Here is a 24428-nt window from a genome sequence, read left to right on the forward strand (position 1 = left end):
CAGGGCGACCTGTCAGGCGAGCGCAACCGTAAGCGCAGGGCGGGCCAGGGTTTACCCAACCGGCGTCATGCACCGCCGGCGGCGCTCCGGCAGTTGTCCATGGTGTTCCGTTCACGCCTCACGCACTGTCTACAAGCACGCACTGTCTCCAAGGAGGATGACCCATGCAGTACGCCGGCAGCTGTCATTGCGGACGCATCGCGTTCGAGCTCGAGACCGATACGCCGATCACCGAAGTCTACGACTGCAACTGCTCGCTGTGCCGACGTCGCGGCGGACTGCTCTGGTTCGGTACCCGATCGCAACTGCGGCTGCGGGCGGGCACGCCGGTGATGGGAAGCTATCGCTTCAATCGGCAGCATATCGCGCATCATTACTGCACGGACTGCGGCATTGCCCCGTTCAGCGAGGGCGCCAATCCCGAGACCGGCCAAGCCAGTGTCGCCGTCAACGTGCGCTGCATTCCCGATCTGGACCTGGCCGCGCTCAGCGTGCAGAAGGTCGACGGGGCCAGCTTGTGAAGCCCGGCGTGTCGCGGCATGCGGTGGTCTTGCTGATCGGGTGGATGTTGGCGGGGTGCGCGCGGCCGCAGGGCGAGATGGCTGCAGACGGCGCCTCCGCGGCACCGCCGGCGCCGGTTGCATCCGGTGCGGCACTGGCCTACGAACACGATGTCCGCATCGAACTGCCTGCCGGTCAGATCGGCGAGCGCATTGCGGCGGTGCGCAGCGCCTGCCAGAGCGCGCAGTACGGCACCTGCGCATTGCTGACGGTGGAGCAGAACGGCGGGCGCGATCCGGGCGGCAGCGTCAGCGTGCGGCTGGTGCCCGAGGGCGTCGAGCCGATGGTGCAACTGGCCGGCCAGGACGGCGATGTGGCCGCACGCAGCACACGTGCCGAAGATCTGGCCCAGCAGATCGCCGATACCGGGCTGGCGCAGGCGCGATTGCAGAAAGAACACGCACGGCTGCTGGAACTGCAGCAACGCCGCGATCTGGCCGTCGCCGACCTGTTGGCGGTATCCAAGCGGCTGGCCGAAATCGAAGCCGAGGCGCAGCAGACCCAGCAGGAGGCGGCGCAGCAGCAACGTCGCGTGCGCACCCAGCTGTTGACGCTGCGTTTCAGCAGCACCGGCGGCGAACAGGGCAGGGGCGACATCGCCGCGGCGGCAGCCGAATTCGGCCAGGTGTTCGCAGCCAGCGTCGCCTTCGTGATTCGCGCGGTGGCGGCGCTGCTGCCGGTTGGCGTGGTCGCTGCAGCGATCGGCTGGCTGGCGCTGCTGGCCTGGCGCTGGCGTCAACGGCGTCGCAGGATGCCCTGAATCAGCTGCGGAGGTGGCGCGTGCAGGCGGTGTCGTGCAGGCCTGTCGCGATGAAACAATGCTCCAGAGTCATGCGCCGTCCGCATCGTGCAGGCGGCGCATGGCAAGCGCGATCAGAGGTTGCAGCCCGAGGCACCGCACCCACGCGCGCATGCGGCAGACAGTGCTGAACCGATGCTCAGCCTTCGTCGTATTCGTATTCGACAAAGACATCCAACTGCAATGCCAGCTCCTGCACTGCGTCGCGTACCTTCTGTGCGGTGGCTTCGTTGCCGGCATCCACTTCGAATTCGTGGCTGCCCGGGCCCTCGTCATCGGACAGGCCGGCCGAGCTGGAATCTTCATCGTCCAGATGTGGCATCAGATCGTCGACTTCTTCCACGTGCTCGATACCTTCGATGCTCTGCAGCAGGTTGGCGATGGCGCGGGCGTCGTCGTCGGTGCCGGTGATACGCAGGCGAAGAGTGGGCATGGACGTGTCCTGGGGTTGGGGATCCCAAGCCTAGGCAGCGCGAAGACAAAACGAGGTGATGGCGCCGGTGCATCGGTTCATAGCGAATGCGCCAGCCCGGCGGTGTTTCCTGCCTGCTCGGCATGCAGCAGGCGCGACACCGCGGCGCGCAGCATGCTTGGCACGATGTAGTGGTGATGCACGTGGTGGATGCAGGCCATGTACACGCGGCCCAGCCAGTTACGGCAGCTGACTTGCGTGGCCATGGTCAGCACGATGCGGTGGTCGCCGATGCGGCGCAGCGCGATCGAGGAACGAAAACGCAGATGTCTGTCGTCGGCGCCGAGGACGATCTGGACCTGCTGCCCGTCCGCATCGCTGCGTTGCGCCAGCACCGGGAAACGCCCGGCATACAGCTGCGTTGCGGAAGGATCGAGCAGGGACGAGACCGGGCAGCCCAGCGGCGAGGTGCGCAAGCCCAGCGGCTTGACCATCAGATTGCGCAGCCGCATCAAGCCGCTCACCCCGCCCGGCGGCTGATCCACGAAGGCTTGCAGCAGATCGCAGAGCACGCCCTGCAGGCGGTCGGTGCGCAATTGGTGCGTGTCCAGTTCCAGCTGGTGGCTGTCTTCGAAATGCACCGCTTCGCCCAGTTGGCCGCGCAGCAACGCGTCGGCCGGCAGGCTGCGCAGCGGACGGATCTGCGGCACGCCCAGGCGGGTGGCCACGAAACCGGGCTGACGCACGCGCGGCAGCGCTTGCCGCAGCCGGCCGCTCCAGCGCCGCACGCGGCTGCAGGCGCGCTGCTTCCAGCTCTCCGGCCTGACATGCAGCGACAGCGAGACGGTGGGCACGTCGGTGGCGGCCGGTGGCATTGCCTGCAGCAAGGCGGTGACCGATGCCGGCAGCAGCTCGGTCAGGCTGGCGATGGTGGCCTGGCCCTGATGGACCAGCGCCTGCTGCGCCTCGTTCAGCGCGCCGCCGGCTTCGTCCGGATGGCAGGACAATGCAAAGAAGGCCGAATGCGCAGCGTCACCCTGCGCCGGTGCGAACTGGTGCCAGGTGCCACCGCCGAAGCGAACGGTGAACAGGCTGTCGCCGGGCAGGTTGACGTAGTGCAGCGCGCAGACGAACGCCTGCGGGTCGGCTTCGATCTGCTGCAGCGAGGCGGTGGAAAAACGCAGTTGCGCGCCGCCGCTTCCGGTGATGGCCGTGAACACGCGATTGCCGGCGTGGCAATGGAATGGGTGGCCTTGCGGGCCTACCGAGAACGAGAACAACGAGGTGGGATCGCCATGGCGCAGATCCGGTGCCGACAACTGCGCGGACGGTTCGTCCAGCGCATCGTGATGCGCCGGATGCTGGCGCTGCCGTTCCACCGTCTGCGCGATCAGGCTGTCGCCGGCGCCGGGGTCGAGCTGGGCGATCAGCATCACTTCCACTGGCCGGCCGCCGCTGTACGAGGGCAGCGCAACGCGCGGGAAACTGTGGTCGGAAACAATCCGTTGGTGGTCCATGGCAACTCCTTGCGTTGGAAGGCGGACAGTCAGCTGGATTTCTTGGCCAATCGACGCGACTCGCGCTGCAGTGGGCCGGCGACCGGGCACACCTCGAAGGCGAACCCGCTCAGCGTATTGACCAAGTTGTCCGGGGTCAGCCGATAGACCACGAACTGCCCGTGCCGCTCGCTGCTGACCAGGCCGGCGGCCGACAGCACCGACAGGTGGCGCGAGATGGCCGGCGCGCTCATCGCGAAACGTTCGCCGATCTGGCCGGCGGTCAGCTCCTGCGCGGACAGATAAGCCAGGATCTCCCGGCGCGGGCGCGAGGCGAGGGCTTCGAAGATGCGGTCGGCGGACATGATTTGGCTTAGCTAATTAACGAATTAGCTAATTAATGATCAGGTGAGCTCCATTGTCAAGCGACAGGGCGTTTGCCGGACTGGAGCGCAGCGCCCGGGACGCGCAGGCGCTGCGCACATCCGCGGCCCGGCACTTCGTAGCCCTGGAGTCGAACGACCGGTGGCGACGTTGCATGGGCCGGCGGCGCGGCCATCGCGATGGGATCCGGTCGTGCTCCCGCTGCGCTTCCTGTCGCCCGGACGGCAGGAGCATGGCAGGACGTAGGCGACGCCACGGCAGATGGCAGCGGACGTCGCATGCGCGGGTTTCACCGCGTCGCGGGTTTCTCGCGCGGCGGCCGCTTTGGCTGCAGCGTGCCGGGCATTGGATGTGCCGGCAGGGTCAGCAGCTCGGCCGGCAGCGCCGGCATCGGTGTGCGCTCGTCCAGCGCTTCGCGCTTGAGCCAGTCGATGAAGGCGGCGGCGGCGGGACTGGGCTCGCGATGGCTGGGGTGCACGATGTAGTAGGCGTAGCGGGCCCTGAGAGTGGGGCCAGGCAGGCGCACCAGCTCATAGCGCTGCAGGTAGGGCTGGGCGATGTGCTTGCGCGCCAGCACGGCGCCCAGCCCGTAGACAGCGGCGCGCATGGCATCGGTGCTGTCGTTAAAGGTGTGCATCGGTGGCAGCATCGTGGCGCGCACCTGGGCGGCGCGGAACCAGTCGCGCCAGCCCTGCGGGGACATGTCGGCCAGCAGCGGCAGTTGCGCAATCTGCGCAGGCGTGCGCAGCGCAGCCACTTCCGGCAACGACGGCGATGCCACCGGGAACAGTTCGTCGTCCATCAGGTGATGCGAGGTAAGCCCCGGCCATGCGCCCTGCCCGTAGCGGATGCCCAGCTCCGGGCCGCCCTCCTCGAAACGCGAGAACGCCGAGTCGGTTTGCAGGTCCAGGCGAATATGCGGATACGTCTGGCAGAAGCGCGGCAAGCGCGGCAGCAGCCAGCAGTAGGACAGCGAGCGCAGGGTGGTCACGCGCAACGGAATGGCGTCTTCGCGCGGATGCAGGTTGCCTGCCACTGCGGCGATCTCGGCCAGCGCGGTGGTGGCGGCATCGGCCAGCTGGCGCCCTTCGGCAGTGAGCTTGACCCCGCGCGGCAACCGCTGGAACAGGGTCGTCCCCAGCAGCGCCTCGAGCTTGCGCACGTGGTGGCTCACTGCGCTGGCGGTCAGATGCAGTTCCTCGGCCGCGTGCGCGAAATTCTGATGGCGGGCGGCAGCGGCGAACACGCCCAGCGCGGGCAACAGGGTCGGGCGGAACTTCATCGAGGCATGAGTCAGATTTGTGGCTGACCGCGATACTACGCGCTTGTCGTGGCTTGAGCGGCGGCGGATGCTGCGGTCTCCCATCGCAATGATCGTGCCATGTCCAGCCTTCCATCCAGCGCCGTTTCCTCTGTTTCAGGTGCATCGAGGCCGGCGGAGGGGGCATGCCCATGAGCGCGCAACCGTCGCTGCAGCAGGCCGTGACCACGCGCGACTGGCGCACCCCGCTCGAGCTGGGTTTCCTTGGCGTGGTCTGGGGCTGCTCGTTCCTGTTCATGCGCGTGGCGGCGCCTGTCTTCGGCACGGCGGCGTTGGTGGAGATCCGCCTTGCGCTGGGTGCGTTGGTGTTGCTGCCGTTCCTGTGGCTGGCACGCGCGCGTTTTCCGCTGCATCGCTGGCCGATGCTGGCGGCGATCGGCGTGCTGAACTCTGCGTTGCCCTTTCTGCTGTTCGCCTGGGGTGCCCAGCACGCACCGGCCGCCGTCGGGGCGATCTGCAATGCGATGACGGTGCTGTTCACTGCACTGGTCGCCTTCCTGTTCTTCGGCGAGAAGATCGGCACGCGCCGCGCGCTGGCCTTGCTGGTCGGATTCATTGGCGTGCTGGTGCTGGCCACGGGAAAATCCGCCGGTCTGAGCGTGGGCCCGGCCGCATTGGCCGGCGCCACCGCCTCGCTGCTGTACGGCATCGGCTACAACCTGGTGAAGCGCCACATGGGCGACCTGCCACCGGCGGCATCGGCAGCGTCCACGCTGGGCTGCAGCGCCGCGCTGCTCGCTCCGCTGGCCTGGTGGCAATGGCCCGCCACACCGGTGCCTGCGGCGGCCTGGGCCTGCGCAACGGCCCTGGGCGTGGTCTGCACCGGGTTGGCGTTCCTGATGTATTACCGCCTGATCCAGCGCATCGGCCCGGCGCGTGCATCCACCGTGACGTATCTGGTGCCTGTGTTCGGTGCGTTACTGGCCTGGTCGCTGCTGGGCGAGCCGCTGACCTGGACCATGCTGCTGGCCGGCGTCCTCATCCTCGGTAGCGTGGCCTTCAGCCAGCGCGCGCGCTGAGCAAGCGCGCCCGCTTTATAAATCCCGAATCCCGAATCCCGAACTAGCCACCCGGCGGTGCCCGCACCGGCAACGGCACATTGCACAGGTCGATATGCCCGGCCGGGCGCTTGTAGAAATCGTCCTTGCGATTGCGACGGGCCTCGACCACCTCGCGGAAGGTCTGGCTGTCGGTGCGCAGTAGCTGCAGCGGCGTACGCTCGGGTTCCGGCACTTCGCTGGCCAGGCGGATCGCACGGATCGGCGAGCGTTGCGCTGCTTCCTTGTAGAAGCCCATCGGGTCAGGTCCGCGTGGGATCACGCTGAGCAATTCCATGCCCTTGACCACGCGGCCAACCACGGTGATGTTGCGGTCCAGCTGACGCGGCGATTGCCCGGTGACGACGTATAGCTCGGCGCCGATGCTGCTGTCTTCGTCGTTGTTGCGGCCCGCGCCCAGGGTGCCGTAGCAATGCGCCAGCCAGGTCTTGCCGCTGGCCGGGTCGCGGCCGACCGGAAAACCGTCGACGAAGCCGACCTGCGGTGCCCATCCATCGCTGTCGGGCAGACGCTGGAACTGCAGGCCTTGCGATGCGCGTTCGAATTCGGCAGGCAGATGCGTCTTGGCCGATCCCAAGGACTTGGCCTTGCCAGGAGTTTCACCCTCCGGGTCGCCGAACTGCACGACAAAATTGTCCTGCGAGCGGTAGATGCTCAACCCGTCCCAGAAGCGCTCGTGCGCCAGGACGCGGATATTGGCGACATGTGCGGGAGCGAACTCCGGCGCCAGTTCGATGATCGCTCGACCGGTGTCCAGCTCTAGATACAGGGTGCGCGCAGGGTCCAGCACGCGCCACGCAGACGCCGGCGAGGCATCGAGTATCTGTTGCGGACTCCGATACGCGGCGCTGGCGGTCAACGGCGGCAGGGCGAACAGGCAGGCAAGAGCGAGAGAACGTAGACGCATGAAGACGGCCGGCGGCAGGGATGGCCGATTCTTGCCGACTCATCGCCACAACGCAAAATCCGGACGCCGACAGTGTGCAGCCGGCGTCCGGATCGTCCTGTTGGCGCTTGGATAACGTGGTTGCAGTGCGAGCATTACGCTCGACATTGCATCTTTGCCGAGAGCTGCCGCCGGTCGGGTGGTCTTGCCTGTCCTTCCGCGATTGCCTCAGCGTGTCGATGCGTTCGCGCCTGCATCATGCGCAATACCCGGGCAATGCGCTCAATGGCTGCGAACATGCGGCGAGGTGTGATGCTGCGCCGGCGCATGGCTGTTGCGGAACAACGGGACCAGTTGCCACAGTGCGGACACGCCGACCAGCACGTACACCGCGCGCGCCAGCAACGCATCCTGACCACCGAACAAGGCGGCGACCAGATCGAACTGGAACAGGCCAACCAGCCCCCAGTTCACTCCGCCAACGATGAGAAGCACCAGGGTGATGACATTGATCGTTTTCATGGGGCAGTCCGTAGTGGGATTGGAGACCACAGGGTTTACTGCACCACCGAAATGTAGGGTGAGGCTATGCCGCATGGCGTTGGCGCGCCAGGGACGTGCGCGTCACATGGCAGGGACACTTATGCAGACGCATCCATGCACGCATGGCGGCCGAGGCCGCAACCGTCAGCGGCCGGGTTTGCGCTTGACGTAGAGCTGCTTGCGCACGCGCGCGACCACTTCGCCAGCGCTGTCGTGCACCTCGTTCTCGAACCAGCGCAGATGCTTCTGACCACCGTCGGTAGCCTCGCGCACTTCGGCCAGCACCGCAGTGTCGATCACGAAATCCGCGCTCACCGTGCCACGCCCGGGCTTGACGAAGTCGATGCTGCCGGCCTTGTCCCAGACATAATAGTCGCGGCCGAGATTCTGCATCATCAGCAACATCCAGAACGGGTCCGTCATTGCGAACAGGCTGCCGCCGAAATGGGTGCCGACGTAGTTGCGATTCCACGGACGCTGCCGCAATTCCACCCGGGCATAGCGGTAGTCCGACGACAGCACGGTGATGTGGATGCCTGAGAACAGATACGGTGGCCACACGTTGAGGCCGAGCTTGAACAATGGGGCACGCATGCGGGCCGGATTCCCTGGCGAAGTGGAGACGCAGCATAACATTCGCATGCGTATGGTGGCGATGCCACAGGGCCGACATCGCAGTGTTCGTGCCCGTGCTGCGCGCCGGATCAGGCGGCGCGTCATTTCTTGTCGCGCAGTCGCGCAGCAACGCACCTCGGTGGGAGCGGACCTGGCCGCGACGGCGCGTTATCAGGGATGCGTCACCAGCAACTGGCGGGCAATGCCCCGCCGCGGCCGGGTCCGCTCCTGTGTCTCCATGTGGCGCCGCAGCGCCACCGGCTGTCAGAACACCAGCGCCGACATCTTGCGGCGATAGCGCCCGACCAAGTCTTCGTCTTCGATGACGCGGAACGCGTCGATCAGGCTGCGACGCGGCAGGTTGTCGTCGAAGGCACGGTCCTGCCGCAGCATTTCCAGGAACTGCTCCAGCGCCGCTTCGTCGTCACCGTCGAGCAGGTGGCGCACGCCCAGCAGATGGCGCGCGCGCAGGTCGGCGCCGTCGGCGGCCACGCTGGCCTGCAATGCCGCCACGTCCGGGGCGTCCTTGAGCACGTTGGCAAAGCCCAGCCGTGCCTTGGCGCGTACCGCGCGGTCGTCGGTGGCCAGGTTGGCGGGCAGTGCGTCGATCAACTGTTCGGCCTCGGCGCTGTCGCCGGTCTTGAGCAGTGCCAGCGCCAGATCCAGCTTGAGTTCGTCCTTGTCCGGCTCGGCGGCGATCGCCTCGCGCAACGCCGCGGCCTGTGCCTGCGGGTCGAGGGGTGCGGCGGGAAGTTCTTCGGCCACCTGCGGCTCGGCCGGCAGCACACCGTGTTGCGTCAGAAATTCGCGGATCTGGCCTTCGGGCATCGCGCCGGGGAAGCCGTCCACCAACTCGCCGCCCTTGACCAGGAACACCGTCGGTACCGAGCGGATCTGGAACGCCGCTGCGATCTGCTGCTCCTTGTCCACGTCGACCTTGGCCAGCTCGAAGGCGCCGTGATAGTCGGCCGCCAGCTTCTCCAGGATCGGGGTCAGCGTCTTGCACGGCCCGCACCAGGTGGCCCAGAAGTCCACCAGCACCGGTGTCGTCAACGATTTCTGCAGGACCTCGGTCTCGAAGGTGTCGGTGGTGACATCGAATACATGCGTTTTGTCGGACATGGGTTTCCTGGAAGTTAAGGACGGCAACAGTGGACCGTAATGGTGGCAAACCCGGCCGACACAAGGCCGGGGCAGGGGGCGGCAGGGGTTCACGCCGCTGCCGCCCGGCCCGACAATGCCGCGTCCTGGTGGCGCGCTGCGCCCCGAACCGGAGTACCACAATGGGAAGTACCGACGGCGCGCAGCGCTACCTGGGCCTGATCGCGGCAAGCGTGTTCGTGCTGGCGCTGGCCGGTTTCGGCGCCACGCTGCCGGGCTATCTGCAGGCCAGCCACCCGGTCGCACTGCTGGGCGCGGCCGGCGTGCCGCGTGCCCTGGCCTTCAACCTGCTGGCCTTCGTGCTGGTCGGTGCGCTGGGCATGGTCACCGGGGTCAGCCTGCTGGCGCGCATGCCGCTCAAGGCCGGTTGGGGCCTGCGCGTGGGTGGCCAACTGGTCGTGCTGGCCGGCCTGGCCTTCGTCGGCATGGGCATGCTGCCGCTGGATCCGGCCGACCTGGATGGCCGCGCCAGCCAGGCGCATGCCACGGCCTGGCTGCTGTGGGCGGTGGCCTTCGTGCCGGCCATGCTGCTGATCGCCGCGGGCCTGCTCAATGCCCCCGGCACCCGTGGCCTGGCCTGGCTGAGCCTGGCCGCCGGCCTGCTGGTGGCGGTGCTGGCATTTGGCCCGCCCGGCCTGCTGCGGCAGGCCATCGCCCAGCGTCTGGCGTTCCTGGCCTGGGTCGGCTGGCTGGCGGTGGCTGCCTGGATCTGGCCGCTGAAGTCGGCGGCGCTACGGTAACGGTTTGGTGCACCTGCTGCACTGCGGTACCCTGTACCGCTTTGCACCGCCCGAGCATCCGCTCCCAATGTCCACCGTCGAACCGAACGCCTACGACCCGCAGCAGGTCGAATCTTCCGCCCAGCAGTTCTGGGATGCCACCCGCGCCTTCCAGGTCGACGAGAACTCGGAGAAACCCAAGTTCTATTGCCTGTCGATGCTGCCGTACCCCTCCGGTGCGCTGCACATGGGGCATGTGCGCAACTACACCATCTCCGACGTGGTCAGCCGCTACAAGCGCATGACCGGCCACAACGTGATGCAGCCGATGGGCTGGGATGCGTTCGGCCTGCCGGCAGAGAATGCCGCGATCAAGAACAAGACCGCGCCAGCCAAGTGGACCTACGCCAACATCGCGCACATGCGCGGGCAGCTGAAGTCGCTGGGCTATGCGATCGACTGGTCGCGCGAGTTCGCCACCTGCACGCCGGACTACTACGTGCACGAGCAGCGCATGTTCACCCGGCTGATGCGCAAGGGCCTGGCCTATCGCCGCAACGCGGTGGTGAACTGGGACCCGATCGATCAGACCGTGCTGGCCAACGAGCAGGTCATCGATGGCCGCGGCTGGCGCTCCGGCGCGCTGGTGGAAAAGCGCGAGATTCCGCAGTGGTTCCTGCGCATCACCGATTACGCCCAGGAGCTGCTGGACGGCCTGGATCAGCTGGAAGGCTGGCCGGACTCGGTCAAGACCATGCAGCGCAACTGGATCGGGCGCTCGGAAGGGCTGGAGATCCAGTTCGACGTGCGCGACACCGATGGCGCCGTGCTGGACCCGCTGCGCGTGTTCACCACCCGTCCCGATACGCTGATGGGCGTGACCTTCGTGTCGATCGCCGCCGAGCACCCGCTGGCACTGCATGCGGCCAGGTCCAATCCGGAGCTGGCGCGGCTGCTGGAAGAACTCAAGCACGGCGGCGTGTCCGAAGCCGAGCTGGAAACCCAGGAAAAGCGCGGCATGGCCACCGGCCTGACCGCGGTGCACCCGATCAGCGGCGAGCAGGTGCCGGTGTGGGTGGCCAACTTCGTGCTGATGGGCTACGGCACCGGCGCGGTGATGGCGGTGCCCGGCCATGACCAGCGCGATTTCGAATTCGCCAACAAGTACGGCCTGCCGATCGTGCAGGTGGTCAAGCTGCGCGATCCGCGCAACGACGAAGAGCGGACCTGGGACACCAGCCAGTGGCGCGACTGGTACACCGACAAGAGCCGCGAACTGGAACTGATCCATTCGGCCGAGTTCGACGGGCTGGACTACCAGGGCGCCTTCGAAGCGCTGGCCGAGCGCTTCGAGCGCAAGGGCCAGGGCCAGCGCCGGGTCAATTACCGCCTGCGCGACTGGGGCGTGAGCCGCCAGCGTTACTGGGGTTGCCCGATTCCGGTGATCTACTGCGCCAAGTGCGGCGCGGTGCCGGTGCCCGAGGACCAGTTGCCGGTGGTGCTGCCGGAGAACGTGGAATTCTCCGGCACCGGTTCGCCGATCAAGACCGATCCGAGCTGGCGCCAGACCACCTGCCCCGATTGCGGCGGTCCGGCCGAACGCGAGACCGACACTTTCGACACTTTCATGGAGTCGAGCTGGTACGTGGCGCGCTACACCAGCCCGAATGCGCGCGACATGGTGGACCGCCGCGCCAATTACTGGATGCCGGCTGACCTGTACGTGGGCGGTATCGAACACGCCATCCTGCACCTGATGTATTTCCGCTTCTATCACAAGCTCATGCGCGACGCGCGGCTGGTGGATAGCGACGAGCCGGTGACCAACCTGCTGACGCAGGGCATGGTCATCGCCGACACGTTCTATCGCGACGCCGACAACGGCGGCAAGGACTGGATCAACCCGGCCGACGTGGAGATCCAGCGCGACGAGCGTGGCCGTGTCACCGGTGCGGTGCTGATCGCCGACGGCCAGCCGGTGCAGATCGGCGGCACCGAGAAGATGTCCAAGTCCAAGAACAATGGCGTGGACCCGCAGTCGATGGTGGCCAAGTACGGCGCCGACACGGTGCGGCTGTTCTCGATGTTCGCTGCGCCGCCGGAGCAGTCACTGGAATGGAACGAGGCCGGGGTGGATGGCATGGCGCGTTTCCTGCGCCGGCTATGGGTGCAGGTACACAAGCATGTGGGCGATGGTGCTGCCGTTGCGCTGGATGCCGCCAGCCTGAGCGCCGAACAGAAAGCGATCCGCCGCAAGACCCACGAAACCATCGGCAAGGTCGGCGACGATTATGGCCGCCGCCACAGCTTCAACACCGCGATTGCGGCGGTGATGGAGCTCTCCAATGCGTTGGCCAGGTTCGAGGACGCCAGCGCGCAGGGCAGGGCGGTGCGACAGGAAGCGCTGGAAGCGATGGTGCTGTTGCTCAATCCGATCACCCCGCACGCCAGCCATGCCCTGTGGCAGGTGCTGGGCCGTGGCGAGACGCTGCTGGAAGACGTGCCATTCCCGCAGGCCGACGCCAGCGCGCTGGTGCGCGATGCACTGACCCTGGCGGTACAGATCAACGGCAAGCTGCGCGGCACGATCGAGGTGGCGGCGGACGCGGCGCGCGAGCAGGTCGAAGCGCTGGCCCAGGCCGAGCCGAACGCAGCGAAGTTCCTCGACGGACTGACGGTGCGCAAGATCATCATCGTACCGGGCAAGATCGTGAATATCGTGGCCGGCTGATCGTTGCTGATCGGTCGGGTCGCCGTTGCCGCTGCGGGCAGTTGCCCGGAGCGGGGCGGCGAGGCGATGCAAGGGTGCCGCAGCGGTCTTGGCGAGGTGTTGCCCTGGCGTGCGGTGTTGCGCAGGCCGGGTTGCTGCGGTGGTCCTCTGCGATTTGACTGCACCGGCGCGTCGCGACGCATGGGTGCAGTTTCCGCGATGGTTCCCGCTACGCCAGTTCAGTGGCGCGTGGCGACGTGCAGGTGAGATTGCCGGGGTGGCTTCTGGTCATCCAATTCACTGGCGCGTGGCGACGCGTTCGCCATTCCTGGGCGCTGCGTTTTTTCGCGGCGCCCTATCAAGCCCCGTTCACGCGGGCTGCGTCAGGCTAGCCGCCTGTTGCCGCCACCGGGGCGCTCCTCCAGACTGTGCCCATGATCCGATTTCCTACTGCCTTCGCCGCATCCCTCGTGCTGGTTTCCAGCCTCACCGCCTGCGGCTTCCATCTGCGTAATTCGCTCGCGTTGCCACCGGATACGCCGGCGGTGAAGGTACAGTCCACCACGCAATACAGCGAGCTGGCCAAGCTGCTGCGCCGCGGGCTCCGGGCAGCCGGCGCCACGCTGGCCGAAGACGATGCCAAGACCGGCTTCGCGCAACTGCAGGTGCTGTCCGAACGCTGGGGCGACCTACCCATCGCCATCGACAGCCAGGGCCGCGCGCAGGAATACAGCCTGCGCTATGCCGCCATCTTTACGCTCACCACCGCCAATGGCTCGGTGCTGGTGCCGCAGCAGGTGATCGAATTGTCGCGCGACTACGTGTCGCCGCCGGTGGACGCCACCGGTACCGCGACCGAGCGCGAGATCCTCGCCGACGAACTGCGCAAGGACATGTCCGCCTCGATCCTGCGCCGCATCGACAGCGTGGTGCGCGCACGCGTGCAGCGCGGCGAGGGGCTGGAAAGCACCCCGAGTGCGCCGCTGCCGCCAGCCGCCACACCGCCGGCGCAGCCGTCCACGCCCGAGTCCAGCGTGCCGGCATCGCTGCCGCCAGCGCCGACGTCGAACAACTGAGCGCGTGGGTATCGATACGACGACGCAGTGGCCAGGCGGGCACCGCCGACCGGCGCCGGCACGCGCACGGGCGGCAGCGCGACTGCTGCCTCAGCGGGCCATGACGCGCCGGCCTCGCCTAGTCGTCGCCGGTCTGCACGCGCGGTCGTAGCCCATGGAACTTCGCCCAGAACAGCTGGCCGGCCAGTCCAGCCAGCCCCTGCAGCCGGCCTATCTGATCGCCGGCCCGGAAACCTTGCGTGTGCTCGAAGCCGCCGACGCCATTCGTGCGCGCGCCCGCGCCGAAGGAATCGGCGAACGCGAGGTGTTCGATGCCGACGGCCGTGATTTCGATTGGCACCAGCTGGACGCCAGCTTCAACGCGCCCAGCCTGTTCAGCCCGCGCCGGCTGGTCGAGGTTCGCCTGCCCAGCGGCAAGCCTGGCAAGGAGGGCGCCGAGGTCATTACCCGCTTCTGCGCCGATCCGCCACCGGATGTGGTGCTGCTGATCACCGCCAACGACTGGAGCAAGGCGCACCAGGGCAAGTGGGCCGACGCGGTCGGCCGGATCGGCACGATCGCCGTGGCCTGGGCGATCAAACCGCATGAGCTGTCCGACTGGATCGAACGTCGCCTGCGCAGCCATGGGCTGCGCGCCGATGCGGCCGCCGTGCAGCGGTTGAGCGAGCGGGTGGAGGGCAATCTGCTCGCCGCCGCGCAGGAAATCGACAAGCTGGCCCTGCTGGCCGACGGCAAGCCGCTGGACCTGGAAGCGATGGAATCGCTGGTTGCCGACGCGGCTCGGTACGACGTGTTCCGGCTGGCCGAGACCGTGCTTTCCGGCCAACCGGCTGCGGTGATCCGCATGCTGGCCGGCCTGCGTGCCGAGGGCGAGGCGGTGGCGGCACTGATGCCGATCCTGATCAAGGAGCTGCTGCGTACTGCCGCGCTGGCCAAGGTGCAGGCCAACGGCGGCAATCTGGCTGCCGAAATGAAGTCGCAGGGCATCTGGGAATCGCGCCAGGCTCCATTCAAGCGCGCGCTGCAGCGGCATCCCGAACCGCGCCGCTGGGAGCGGTTCGTCGCCGAGGCCGGGCTGGTCGACCGCATGGCCAAGGGGCGCGCCGACGGCGACGCCTGGGTCGGCCTGGAACGTCTGCTGGTGGCGGTGGCCGAAGCGCGTGCGGTGAGATTGCTGGTGTGAAGGCCGGGAGAGCCGGGACGGCCGGGACCGGGGACCGGGGACCGGGGACCGGGGAAGGGCAGCAGCAACCGCGGCAGCCGCAACGCGATCAGCGTGCGGCCTTCGGCGTTACGCCTGGCTCTTCCGGGTCCCCGGTCCCGGGTCCCCAGCCCCCACTCGAGCAAGGGCTAGCGCAGCACCAGCAGCCCGACAAGCGTGCGGCTGCCGATTCCGCAACCCACTCTCCCGGGTCCCCGGTCCCCGGTCCCCGGTCCCGGCTCCCCCAACTCCATCTTTACTACGGCGGCACCTTCGACCCGATCCACCTGGGCCACCTCGCCATCGCCTGTGCGGCGCGCGACGAATGGGACGCCTGCGTGCATCTGGTGCCGGCCGCCGATCCGCCGCATCGCGCGGTCCCGGGGGCGACGGCCGAGCAGCGGGCCCGGATGCTGGAACTGGCGCTGGCCGGGCAGGCAGGGCTGGTGCTGGATGCGCGCGAGCTGCAACGCGCCAGCGCCGACGGCGTGCCGTCCTACACCGTGGATACCCTGCGTGAGCTGCGCGCCGAGCTCGGCCCGCAGACCCCGATTGCCTGGTTGTTGGGCGCCGATGCCTTCGTCGCATTGAGCAGGTGGCATCAGTGGCAGGCGTTGTTCGGGCTGGCGCATTTCGTCATCGCCGCGCGCCCTGGAACCACGCTGGATCTGTCCGCCGCGCCCGAGCTCGCCGCAGCGGTGCAGGCGCGATGGGCCGCCCACGCGGACGAACTCACGACCGCGCCGGCCGGCCGGCTATGGCGCTTGCGGCAACCGTTGCGCGGCGAATCGGCCAGCGCCGTGCGTTCCCGCATCGCCAGTGGCGCCCGGTGGCAGGCGCTGGTTCCGGCTGCGGTGGCGGACTTCATCGCGCAGCACGGTCTGTACGGTTGCGCCCGCCCTGCAAGCTGAACACGCATCCGTGCGGACCGGCCTATAATTCGCGTCAATTCCATCGAGTTGCCGCTTTGACCAGTCAAGCCCACGTCATCAAGACCTCCATTCCCAATCCGCCGCCGTCCGTGCCGGCGCTGTTGGCCACCGTGCGCGCGGCCGTGGAAGAGCTCAAAGCCAAGGACGTGGTCGAGATCGACGTGCGCGGCAAGTCCAGCGTCTGCGACTACATGGTGATCGCCTCCGGTACCTCCACCCGCCACGTCAAGTCGATCGCAGACGAAGTGGTCAAGTTCGCCAAGCGTCTGGACGTGATGCCGCTGGGCGTGGAAGGCGAGCGCGAAGCCGAATGGGTCCTGGTGGACCTGGGCGATGTCGTGGTGCATGTGATGCTGCCGCGTGTGCGCGAGTTCTATGCACTGGAGCGGTTGTGGACCGTGGGCGACCAGCGGCCCGAGGACGATGACGTCGCCGGTTCCGAGTAACCGCCGAGCATGTCTCGCAAGTCCCCTGCATCCTCGTCCCAAGCGTCCATCTCCAGTGCATTGCAGTCCCTGAGCCAGGTGCCAGGCGCTGCGGGTGGCCAGGACATCTCGCCCGCGCGCAAGCGCTTCGACCGGCTGCTGCGCGATCTGCAGAAGCATCGTGCGCAGCTGCATGCCTGGCGCGAAGCGGTCGACCGTTGGCGGGCACGGTATCTGGACGAAGTCGTGCCGTTGCTGGATCAGCACCGAGCGCTGGAGATCGAACAGATCCATCTGCTGGACAACATCGCCGCCACGGTGAAGCTGAGCAAAACCGACCGCGAGTTCGTGTCGGACGAGATCTGCGATCTGGCCGGGCCGCTGATCGACGACGGTCATGTTGCGCTCAAACCGATCTATGAACGCCACAGCGAGATCGGTTACGACGAGGAAATGAGCGAATCCGACGCGATGATGAAACACGTCATCGGTCAGATGTATGGGCTGGACCCCGAGGAAGTGGAGGCGGTCGATTCGCCAGAGGAACTCTTCGAGCGGATCAATGCACGCCTGGACCAGGCACAGGCCGATGCCGAGTCCGCGCGCGCGCAATCCCGGCAGCACCGTCGTCGCCGCCCGGACAAGAAGACTGCGGCCGTGCCGGCAGAGCCGCCCCCGTTGCGCGAGCTGTATCGGAAACTGGCCAGCAACCTGCACCCGGATCGCGCCAGCGACGCAGGCGATCACGCCACCCGCACCGAACTCATGCAGCGCCTCAATGCCGCCTACAAGGCGAGCGATCTGCTTGGCCTGCTCGAACTGCAGGCAGAGATCGGTCTGCTGGATGCGCAGGGCGTGGATGCGATCAATCCAGTGCGTTTGCAGGACTACAACCGCGAGCTGGATCGTCAGTGCAAGGAGCTCAGACAGCAACTGACCCTGCATGCGATCGAGTTCTGCGACGAGTACGGACTCGACCTGCCGACGCAACCCAGGCCCGAGCAACTGGACAGGCTGCTGACGCACTGCAAGCGCGACGTGGTCGATGATGTGAGCGAGCTGCAGCAGGTATTGCGCCAGATGCGTGCGCTGGGCGATGCGCAGTCGATCAAACGTTGGCTCAAACTGCAGCGCACCAGTTTTCGGTTCGGCTGAACGCGGCGGCGCACCGCTGCGTCCACGGACGGATAGCAGACGGCGGGCGATGACGTTTTACGCGTCCATGCCGTGATGGCTCCGGACTGCAGCGTCGCGCACGTCCGTAACGCAGTCATCGGCGGGAGTCGCGCTGCCTGACTCGCCGTCGCGCCATCCCTTGGATGCGTACGAGGGCGCGTGGCCGAGGCATTCGGCCGTCGAGGACTGCACGCGCGGCGCGATCGCCCGATCGCGCCGCTACCACTGCGGCCACCGCCTGAAGAGCATGCCTCCAGACAGTGGCCCCTGCATCACAGCGGCCCGCGTTCCCACGGCCCGGTGATCGCCAGGGTGATGCCCGGGGTCTGAATGTTGACGAACAAGGTACGCGCCAGCGGGTCCCAGCAGGCACCGCAGAACTCGGTGTCGCGGTAGTCGCCCTCGGTGATGTTCTTGCCGGCGTCGGCGATCTGCTGCGAGGTGAGCTGCACGTTGTTCTTGGCCAGGTAGAACGACTCGCCGTTGCGGGTCAGGCCGAGCAGACGCGCGCCGGGGCCGTATTCGTCCGGGCTTTCGCCACCGTCTTCGCACAGCACCACGCCGCCGCGCGCGCTGACGGTGACGTTGTCCGGGTTGTGCGCGGCCAGCTGATTGCCACTGACGAACAGCGCGCTCAGGCGTTGGGTGAACAGGTCCAGCACCCACACCGCACCATTGCCGTAGCCACGCCGGCCCTGCGCATCCATCCCGGTGCTGGTGTCGACGATGAACAGCTTGCCGTAGCTGTACCAGATGCCTTCGCCACGGCTCATGCGCAGCGCGCCATCGGCCCAGGCCTGGGCGAACGGGCCGCTCAAGGTGTCGTTGGCACCGATATCGGGGAAACCTGCCGGTGCGGCGATGCCGTCCAGATCGGGTTCTGCGATATCCACCCACTCCAGCTGGAACTGCTGGCCGATGCCGGCCACGGTCAGGTCCGCGTTGCGTCGCCCACGCACACGCGCGGCCTGCAGCCGTCCACCGTTTTCCAGCGAGCCGTTGCGGCCGCGGCGATCGTTGGGGATGAAGCGGTACAGGCCCGACTTGTTGCGGTCGTCTTCGGTGAGATAGACGATGCCGGTGCGCGGGTCGATCGCCACCGCCTCATGGCTGAAGCGGCCCAGGCCCACCAGCGGCCGGCCGGTGGTGCGATGGCTATCCGGGTCCACTTCGAACACGTAGCCGTGCTTGCGGCCGGTGCTGGAGACCGCGTTGGTCTTGATCTCTTCGCAGCTCAGCCAGGTGCCCCAGGGAGTCGGACCGCCGGCACAGTTGACCAGCGTGCCACCGAGACTGGGCTCCAGGCTGCCCCAGCCGCGCCGGCCGTAACTCAGCGTGGTGGTGCCGCCACCGGCTTGCTGGGTGCCGCTGACGATGCCGGTGTCGTACATTGCCGGCGCTCGGAACGGGTTGCCGGCGCCGCGCTCGTGATTGCGGATCAACACGTACTCCAGGCCGCGCAACGGGTTGCTGCCGGGGCGCCAGTCGGGTCGGCGCAGGCCGACCACGGCCATGCCGTCGTGACGGTCGGGGCAGGGCTGGCCGTCGTCCATGCGGTCGCCGCTCCAGCCGAACGAGCGGTAGCTGAATCCGCGTGGCAACTGCAACAACGGCAGGCCGGTGCTCTGGTCGGCCACCGGTGCCAACGGGCCGTAGCGGCTGGGCACCGGCGCCAGGCGCAGCGACGGCGAGGTGGCGGCCAGGGCCTGGCGCGACTGCAAGGCGCTCAGGCTGCCAAGGGCGCCGGCAGCCATGACGGCAGCGCTTCCCTTGAGGACCTGGCGGCGGGCGGGATCGAAAATCGGCATCGAACGACTCCTGCGGGCTGGGTGGTCGAGCGACACTAATTGCCGCCTGTAACCACGCCATGACACGCGACGACACACCTTCGCGCGATGCCCAGGCTGTGACGCGGATATCATGTAGCGATGAAATGCCGATTGATCGCCACCGGCGAACGCGCACCGGCCTGGGTGGCGCAGGGGTTCGCCGAATACCAGAAACGTCTCTCGCACTGGATGCCGCTGGAGCTGATCGAGATCGAGCCCGGCCTGCGCGGTAAGGGGCGCGATGCGCAACGCGCCATCGACGACGAAGGCCGCCGCGTGCTGGCGGCGCTGCCGAAGAATGCATACGTCGTGGCGCTGGATGTGCCGGGCCGCCCGCTCAGTTCCGAACAGCTGGCCCAGCGCATGGAGCACTGGCGCGGCCAGGGGCGCGACCTGGCGTTTCTGATCGGCGGCCCGGAAGGCCATGCAGCCGATGTGCTGAAGAGCGCCGGCGAAAGCTGGTCGCTCGGTCCGTTGACCCTTCCGCACATGCTGGTACGACTGGTCGTGGCCGAGCAGCTGTACCGCGCCGCCGCGATGCTGGCCAATCATCCGTATCACCGCGCCTAGCTACGCGCGCGATGCCGTCTGGGGGCGCGGCGCCGCGTGATTGCTCGGCGGATGGTGCGCACGGGCGACGCCTGTGCGCAGTTGTGCCGATGCGGCGGCCGCAACTGCAAGCCGCCGCAGCCGGTTGCGGCTCAATGCAATGAGAAGCTCACCGGCACCAGACCATAGGCCTGCACGGCCTGACCGTTCTGCATCGCGGGCTGGAAGCGCCAATTGCGCAGCACCTGGCTGCGTGCCGCCAGGTCGAGCACACGATGCCCGCTGCTGGTCTGCACACTCACCTCGGTTGGCCGTCCATCGGTGCCGACCAGTACGCGCAGCAGCACGGTGCCTTGCTGGCCTGCGCGCAAGGCGGCTGCCGGATAACTCGGTGCAGGCGAGCTCAGGTACTGCAATTGACCCGCCTCGACCGGGCCGCTGCTGGGCGTTGCTGCAACCGGCGCAGTCTCGGCCACCGGATCGGCCGCAGCGGGAATTGCGACTGTCGCGCTGTCCACCACCGGCGCCTCGCTGTCGACAGGGGTTTGCACCTGCACGGCGACCGGCTTGGGGGGCACCTGCGTCTTCGGAGTGAACTCCACGTCGATCGGAATCACCTTGGGTGGCGCCGGCGGGGTCTGGAGGGTGATCGGCATGATCCAGCGCGGTTCCGGCGCGGGCTGTGGAACCGCCCGATACGACAAGGGAATCAGCAACAAGCCACCGGCCAGCAGATGCAGGGCCACTGCGGTACTCATCGCCAGAACGCGCGAAGCGTCGATGCCTGTGGGACGGAAGGAAACCTGCGATTGCGTGCGAACCATCATCCACCTCCAGAACGGAACTGCGGAAAGGACCAACGCGGCCCGGACGCGTTACACCATCCGGTAGCGTAGGTTTACCGCAGCCGGGGCAGCTGTACAAGCGATTCGCGTGGCCTTGGATGCGCGGAGGCCAGGTCTCCGACGGGAGCGAATTCGGCTGCCCCATCACGCATGCCCAGGCGTCGTGACAGGCGCAAGCCTTCGCGCGCGCCGATTGATGTACCGGCTTGGTCAATGCACGCACCGGGCGCACGACGCATTGCCTGCCGATGACGATTCCCGACTAGCTCCGGCAGTTCGGCAGTTCGGCAGTTCGGCAGTCGATGAGTCGACGGTCGGCGATCCCGTGCGCGTAAGCGCTGCTCTGCCTCAATCCCCCTCGTGCCTGCTGACAGATGCGGTGCAACGCCGGTAGCCGTCCAGAAAAAGCCCAGCCCGTTGCAGGGCTGGGCAAGCGACGCTGACGGGAGAGGGCGTCAGTAGTCGTACGACACCGAGAACATGGCGTAGCGCGGCTGGGTGAAGAAGCGGCCGATATCGTAGGTATTGGACAACGTGAAGGCGTCGTCTTCCCAGGTGGAATCAACCTGCAGCGGCTTGCGCTCGTTGAAGATGTTGAAGGCCTGCAGGGTCATGGCGAGCTTGTTGCCCGCGAAGGCAGGGCGATAGGTCAGGCCCAGGTCGACGATCCTGGTCCAGGGAAGGCGCCCGGCATCTCCTGGACGCGAAGGCCGGCCGTTGCAGGTGTGGTACGCCGAACCGTAGCCCACCGGATCGCCGGCATCGGAATCTTCGCTGATGCCGTTGATGCTGACATAGCCCAGGCAGGACTTCGGTGTGCCGGACAACACGCGGATATTGCCGGCGAGCAACCATTCGGGGGCGATCTGGTACGAGCCGTAGATCTTGATCTGGTGCCGACGATCGTTGGCCAGGTAGCCGCCCGAATACCACATCAATGCGGCCGCATCCCAATCCTGTGTCTTGGAAACATCGGTCTGGCCGATATCGGACTTGACCTGGCCTTCGGTATTGCCGAAGTTGCGCGACCAGGTGTAGTCGATGCGGCCTTCCCACTTGCCATCGAACGGGTGTTGCAGGAAAAGATCCACCGCCAGATAGGTGCGCTTGGCCTTCTTGTCGAATCCCCAGTCCGACGGCGACATCGAGACCGCGGTGCGGCCGGACCCACTGAGGTTGGCCAGGCTGAAGGAGTTTGTTTCGCCGGGATTGAAGATGATGCAGCCGGGCACGTTGACGGTGCTGGGATCCACCCCGATCGCGGTCAACTTGGTACGCATCCGGTCGGCGTCGCAGACGTCGTCGATGGTGGTGCCCAGGGTGCGATAGGTGGCCTTGGCGCCAGTGACCCAGCTTTCGCCCAGTGTCTTGTCGAAGCCGAGCATGAACTCGTCCTGGTACATCGACTTCAGGTCGGTGGCGGCGATACCCGCTGCGTCGGGTGCCTGACCGCACTCGAGGTTGGAAGAGACGATGTTGCCCGAACACGAGAACCCCGCGCTGGGATCCACTGCCACTGGCGTCAGTCCGGTCGGGTTGCCCTGCGCATCGATGCCGGAATAGGTGAAGTACTCGCGCGTGAACGTGGACGGCGATGCGCCGCGGATCGCCACGCTATTGGGAAGCGCCAGATAGTAACGGCCCGCGTTGCCATAGACTTTGAGCGAGGAGTCGCCGAACACGTCCCAGCTCACTCCCAGGCGCGGAGCCCACTGGTCGCCGCTGGTGACATAAGGGGCGCCGACATCGTTGAAATTGGTGAACTTGTCGTTGCGGATGCCGAGTGTCAGCAGCAAGGTATCGCTGACTTGCCACTTGTCTTCGAGAAAATAGGCTTTCTGCTGCACAGACATGCTGGTCGCGGTGTTGAACACCGATTGATAGACGTAATACCCGTTGCCGCCGGCCGGACCCACTCCCAGCGATGCGCTGATGGGCGAGGTCGGACGGGAGGAGCGACCGTAGATCCAGCGATAGCCGGGGCCGGTGGTGATCACTCCTTCGTTGTTGGCATTGAAATACATGTTGTCTACGCCCGCAGTCAGCGTGTGGCTGCCCAGAACGTATTCGAGGTCGATGCGCAGGCCACGGGTGGAGTTTTCGCCGTCGCGGGCCTGGCTGGAGGTCTGGTTGTTGCGGATCTCGCTACCACCGGTGATTGCCGGATCCTGCAGATTGGTATTGGTCAGCAGCGGTGCGGTACTGGGGTTGTTGCGGAAGTCGGTCTGACGGCTCTTGCCGTAGGTGGCGCTCAGGGTCAGATCGTCGGTGATGTAGCTGGTGTACTTGCCGATGTAATAGCGGTCGTTGACCTTGATCGTATCGGCGAATGCGCCATTGGCCTCGCCTGGGACGCCCGCATAGCCAGTGAAATCGCTGTAAGCACCGGCCTCGCGGTAATTGTTCTTGACCCCGGTCAGTTCGAGGATATTGCTGTCATTGATGTTCCAGTCGATCTTGGCGTAGACCTTCGGTTCATCGATGCGGTAGCTGTTGCGGCCGATCACCGGATCGTCCCGGCGTGCAGTGGAAACGCCTTCGCTGCGTTCCTGCTCTGCGGCAACGAACACGAACAGGCGATCCTCGATCAGCGGGCCGCCGCCATAGACGCTGTAGACCGTGTTCCAAAAAGTGTCGTCCTTTCGACTACGGTAAAGAGTGCCGGGCAGGCTTTCATCGCTGTATTCGTAGCCGGCAGGTGGGGCGGTATCCGGATAGAAGACATTCTTGTACTCACTGGATAGCGACTTCGGGCGCCACAGGACCTGTGCGCCGAAATGCCATTCGTTGGTGCCACGCTTGCCGACCTGGCTGAGCACGCCGCCTGCAGAGCGGCCATACCGAGCGCTATATCCGCCGGTGTAGGTCTCCTGTTGATCGATGGCGCCGAACGGAAGGGTCACGCCGCCGATATTGGAAAGCGGATTGGAGCTGAGGTAGCCATTGAGGTAGTAAGCGTTTTCGGTGACGCCGGCGCCGCCGAACGAAATGGCATTGCCGAAATAGCCGCTGCCTTGTACGGCACCGGGCGACAGCAGGGCGATGGCCTCGCCGGAACGTGCCAGCGGCAGGCGCTGCAATTGCTCGGCGGTGATCACGGTACGCGAAGCGGTGGCGGAGACATCCACTGGCGAGATGTTCTTGCCGGTCACCGTGATGGTGCCCAGGGTGGCGGTATCGCCGGATGCGTCGCTACCGCCGAAGGACACGTCGGTGCCGGCGCCTACGCGCAGGGCGATGTTCCGACGCGTCTCCGCTGCCTGGCCTTCCCGTTGCAGGGTGACGGTGTAGGTGCCGACCGGGAGATTGCCGATCGCGTAACGTCCATTGGCGTCGACCGTGGCTGAGCGGGTGAAGCCGGTATCGCTCTGTGCGGTCACGGTGGCTCCGCTGTTGCCGGGCGCGTTTCCATAGATGCCGGCAGTGGTGCTCTGCGCCGCTGCAGGGCCAATAGTCAGGACCCCCACCGCTCCACCGAGCGCAAGTGCAAGCACACTGATCCGCGCCAGGCGTGAACGCGAAGGCGGTCGAGAACAACGTAACGAAACCGGGTGGGCAATCATCATCTCTCTCCAGATGGGCGCCGTTACGAAATGTGACGGTGCGCTGACAATCGATCCTAGAGAGAGGCAGAGCCTGCTTAAAGAATGATTTCTCTAAATTTCATGTTTTTTTAAGCACAAAAGCCAATAACTGCCTATTCATAATATCTATTCGTGACTTAGGGCAC

General features: G+C 66.6%; 22 protein-coding genes. 11 read left to right on the forward strand and 11 right to left on the reverse strand.

Features of this window, described 5'->3' with window-relative positions; all coding sequences use genetic code 11:
- Nucleotides 1–164 precede the first annotated feature (164 nt).
- Both LL962_RS11700 and LL962_RS11705 read left to right on the forward strand, forming a co-directional pair.
- Nucleotides 165–521, forward strand: a complete 357-nt coding sequence (locus LL962_RS11700; RefSeq protein ID WP_228317010.1) for a GFA family protein — start codon at nucleotides 165–167, stop codon at nucleotides 519–521.
- Between the two features lie 44 nt (nucleotides 522–565).
- Nucleotides 566–1321, forward strand: coding sequence for a DUF4349 domain-containing protein (locus LL962_RS11705; protein ID WP_104587438.1), 756 nt, complete (start codon nucleotides 566–568; stop codon nucleotides 1319–1321).
- A 178-nt stretch (nucleotides 1322–1499) separates the two neighbouring features.
- Here the strand turns inward: LL962_RS11705 and LL962_RS11710 are convergent, their stop codons facing one another.
- From LL962_RS11710 to LL962_RS11725, 4 genes are all read right to left on the reverse strand, one after another.
- Nucleotides 1500–1793, reverse strand: a complete 294-nt coding sequence (locus LL962_RS11710) for a hypothetical protein (RefSeq protein WP_104587364.1) — start codon at nucleotides 1791–1793, stop codon at nucleotides 1500–1502.
- Between the two features lie 77 nt (nucleotides 1794–1870).
- Nucleotides 1871–3205: a DUF2867 domain-containing protein gene (locus tag LL962_RS11715; RefSeq protein ID WP_228317047.1), complete on the reverse strand. Its 1335-nt coding sequence runs from the start codon at nucleotides 3203–3205 to the stop codon at nucleotides 1871–1873.
- 113 nt (nucleotides 3206–3318) lie between these two features.
- Nucleotides 3319–3633, reverse strand: coding sequence for a metalloregulator ArsR/SmtB family transcription factor (locus tag LL962_RS11720; protein WP_228317011.1), 315 nt, complete (start codon nucleotides 3631–3633; stop codon nucleotides 3319–3321).
- A gap of 308 nt (nucleotides 3634–3941) precedes the next feature.
- Nucleotides 3942–4934, reverse strand: a complete 993-nt coding sequence (locus tag LL962_RS11725) for a LysR substrate-binding domain-containing protein (protein WP_228317012.1) — start codon at nucleotides 4932–4934, stop codon at nucleotides 3942–3944.
- Between the two features lie 170 nt (nucleotides 4935–5104).
- Here LL962_RS11725 and LL962_RS11730 point away from each other — a divergent pair, with 170 nt between their 5' ends.
- Complete coding sequence (locus tag LL962_RS11730) at nucleotides 5105–5992, forward strand: DMT family transporter (protein ID WP_228317014.1); 888 nt, start codon at nucleotides 5105–5107, stop codon at nucleotides 5990–5992.
- A gap of 43 nt (nucleotides 5993–6035) precedes the next feature.
- Here the strand turns inward: LL962_RS11730 and LL962_RS11735 are convergent, their stop codons facing one another.
- The 4 genes from LL962_RS11735 to trxA all read right to left on the reverse strand — a co-directional run bounded on the left by LL962_RS11735 (nucleotide 6036) and on the right by trxA (nucleotide 9197).
- On the reverse strand, nucleotides 6036–6938 hold the full coding sequence (locus tag LL962_RS11735; RefSeq protein WP_104587368.1) for a peptidylprolyl isomerase: 903 nt from the start codon (nucleotides 6936–6938) through the stop codon (nucleotides 6036–6038).
- A 261-nt stretch (nucleotides 6939–7199) separates the two neighbouring features.
- Nucleotides 7200–7439, reverse strand: a complete 240-nt coding sequence (locus tag LL962_RS11740) for a DUF378 domain-containing protein (RefSeq protein ID WP_104587369.1) — start codon at nucleotides 7437–7439, stop codon at nucleotides 7200–7202.
- Between the two features lie 165 nt (nucleotides 7440–7604).
- Nucleotides 7605–8054, reverse strand: a complete 450-nt coding sequence (locus LL962_RS11745; RefSeq protein ID WP_104587370.1) for a DUF4442 domain-containing protein — start codon at nucleotides 8052–8054, stop codon at nucleotides 7605–7607.
- Nucleotides 8055–8339: 285 nt separating this feature from the next.
- Nucleotides 8340–9197, reverse strand: coding sequence for a thioredoxin (gene trxA, locus LL962_RS11750; RefSeq protein WP_228317015.1), 858 nt, complete (start codon nucleotides 9195–9197; stop codon nucleotides 8340–8342).
- A gap of 161 nt (nucleotides 9198–9358) precedes the next feature.
- Here trxA and LL962_RS11755 point away from each other — a divergent pair, with 161 nt between their 5' ends.
- The 7 genes from LL962_RS11755 to LL962_RS11785 all read left to right on the forward strand — a co-directional run bounded on the left by LL962_RS11755 (nucleotide 9359) and on the right by LL962_RS11785 (nucleotide 17454).
- Nucleotides 9359–9976 carry a DUF998 domain-containing protein gene (locus LL962_RS11755; protein WP_104587372.1) on the forward strand — a complete coding sequence of 206 codons (618 nt, stop codon included), beginning with the start codon at nucleotides 9359–9361 and terminating at the stop codon, nucleotides 9974–9976.
- Nucleotides 9977–10043: 67 nt separating this feature from the next.
- Entirely contained in the window at nucleotides 10044–12686 is a 2643-nt protein-coding gene (leuS, locus tag LL962_RS11760; RefSeq protein WP_228317016.1) for a leucine--tRNA ligase, read from the forward strand.
- Nucleotides 12687–13099: 413 nt separating this feature from the next.
- Nucleotides 13100–13741, forward strand: coding sequence for an LPS-assembly lipoprotein LptE (locus tag LL962_RS11765; protein ID WP_104587373.1), 642 nt, complete (start codon nucleotides 13100–13102; stop codon nucleotides 13739–13741).
- A 154-nt stretch (nucleotides 13742–13895) separates the two neighbouring features.
- Nucleotides 13896–14924 (forward strand): DNA polymerase III subunit delta, encoded by a 1029-nt coding sequence (gene holA / locus LL962_RS11770; protein WP_104587374.1) that lies wholly within the window; start codon nucleotides 13896–13898, stop codon nucleotides 14922–14924.
- Nucleotides 14921–15853 (forward strand): nicotinate-nucleotide adenylyltransferase, encoded by a 933-nt coding sequence (gene nadD / locus LL962_RS11775; protein ID WP_228317017.1) that lies wholly within the window; start codon nucleotides 14921–14923, stop codon nucleotides 15851–15853. The genes holA and nadD overlap by 4 nt, the downstream gene beginning before the upstream one ends.
- 56 nt (nucleotides 15854–15909) lie before the next feature.
- Nucleotides 15910–16320 carry a ribosome silencing factor gene (gene rsfS / locus LL962_RS11780; protein WP_104587376.1) on the forward strand — a complete coding sequence of 137 codons (411 nt, stop codon included), beginning with the start codon at nucleotides 15910–15912 and terminating at the stop codon, nucleotides 16318–16320.
- A gap of 9 nt (nucleotides 16321–16329) precedes the next feature.
- Complete coding sequence (locus LL962_RS11785) at nucleotides 16330–17454, forward strand: J domain-containing protein (protein ID WP_228317018.1); 1125 nt, start codon at nucleotides 16330–16332, stop codon at nucleotides 17452–17454.
- 293 nt (nucleotides 17455–17747) lie between these two features.
- Here the strand turns inward: LL962_RS11785 and LL962_RS11790 are convergent, their stop codons facing one another.
- Nucleotides 17748–19283, reverse strand: a complete 1536-nt coding sequence (locus LL962_RS11790) for an alkaline phosphatase PhoX (RefSeq protein ID WP_228317019.1) — start codon at nucleotides 19281–19283, stop codon at nucleotides 17748–17750.
- A 120-nt stretch (nucleotides 19284–19403) separates the two neighbouring features.
- Here LL962_RS11790 and rlmH point away from each other — a divergent pair, with 120 nt between their 5' ends.
- Nucleotides 19404–19874: a 23S rRNA (pseudouridine(1915)-N(3))-methyltransferase RlmH gene (gene rlmH, locus LL962_RS11795; protein WP_104587379.1), complete on the forward strand. Its 471-nt coding sequence runs from the start codon at nucleotides 19404–19406 to the stop codon at nucleotides 19872–19874.
- 131 nt (nucleotides 19875–20005) lie between these two features.
- Here rlmH and LL962_RS11800 read toward each other — a convergent pair whose 3' ends face one another.
- A complete protein-coding gene (locus LL962_RS11800; protein ID WP_441004868.1) occupies nucleotides 20006–20680 on the reverse strand; it encodes a TonB family protein in 675 nt (224 codons plus the stop codon).
- A 473-nt stretch (nucleotides 20681–21153) separates the two neighbouring features.
- A complete protein-coding gene (locus LL962_RS11805) occupies nucleotides 21154–24264 on the reverse strand; it encodes a TonB-dependent receptor domain-containing protein (RefSeq protein ID WP_425509877.1) in 3111 nt (1036 codons plus the stop codon).
- Nucleotides 24265–24428: the final 164 nt, after the last annotated feature.

The sequence above is a fragment of the Xanthomonas sp. NCPPB 1067 genome (assembly GCF_020783795.1).
GTDB lineage: Bacteria > Pseudomonadota > Gammaproteobacteria > Xanthomonadales > Xanthomonadaceae > Xanthomonas > Xanthomonas melonis.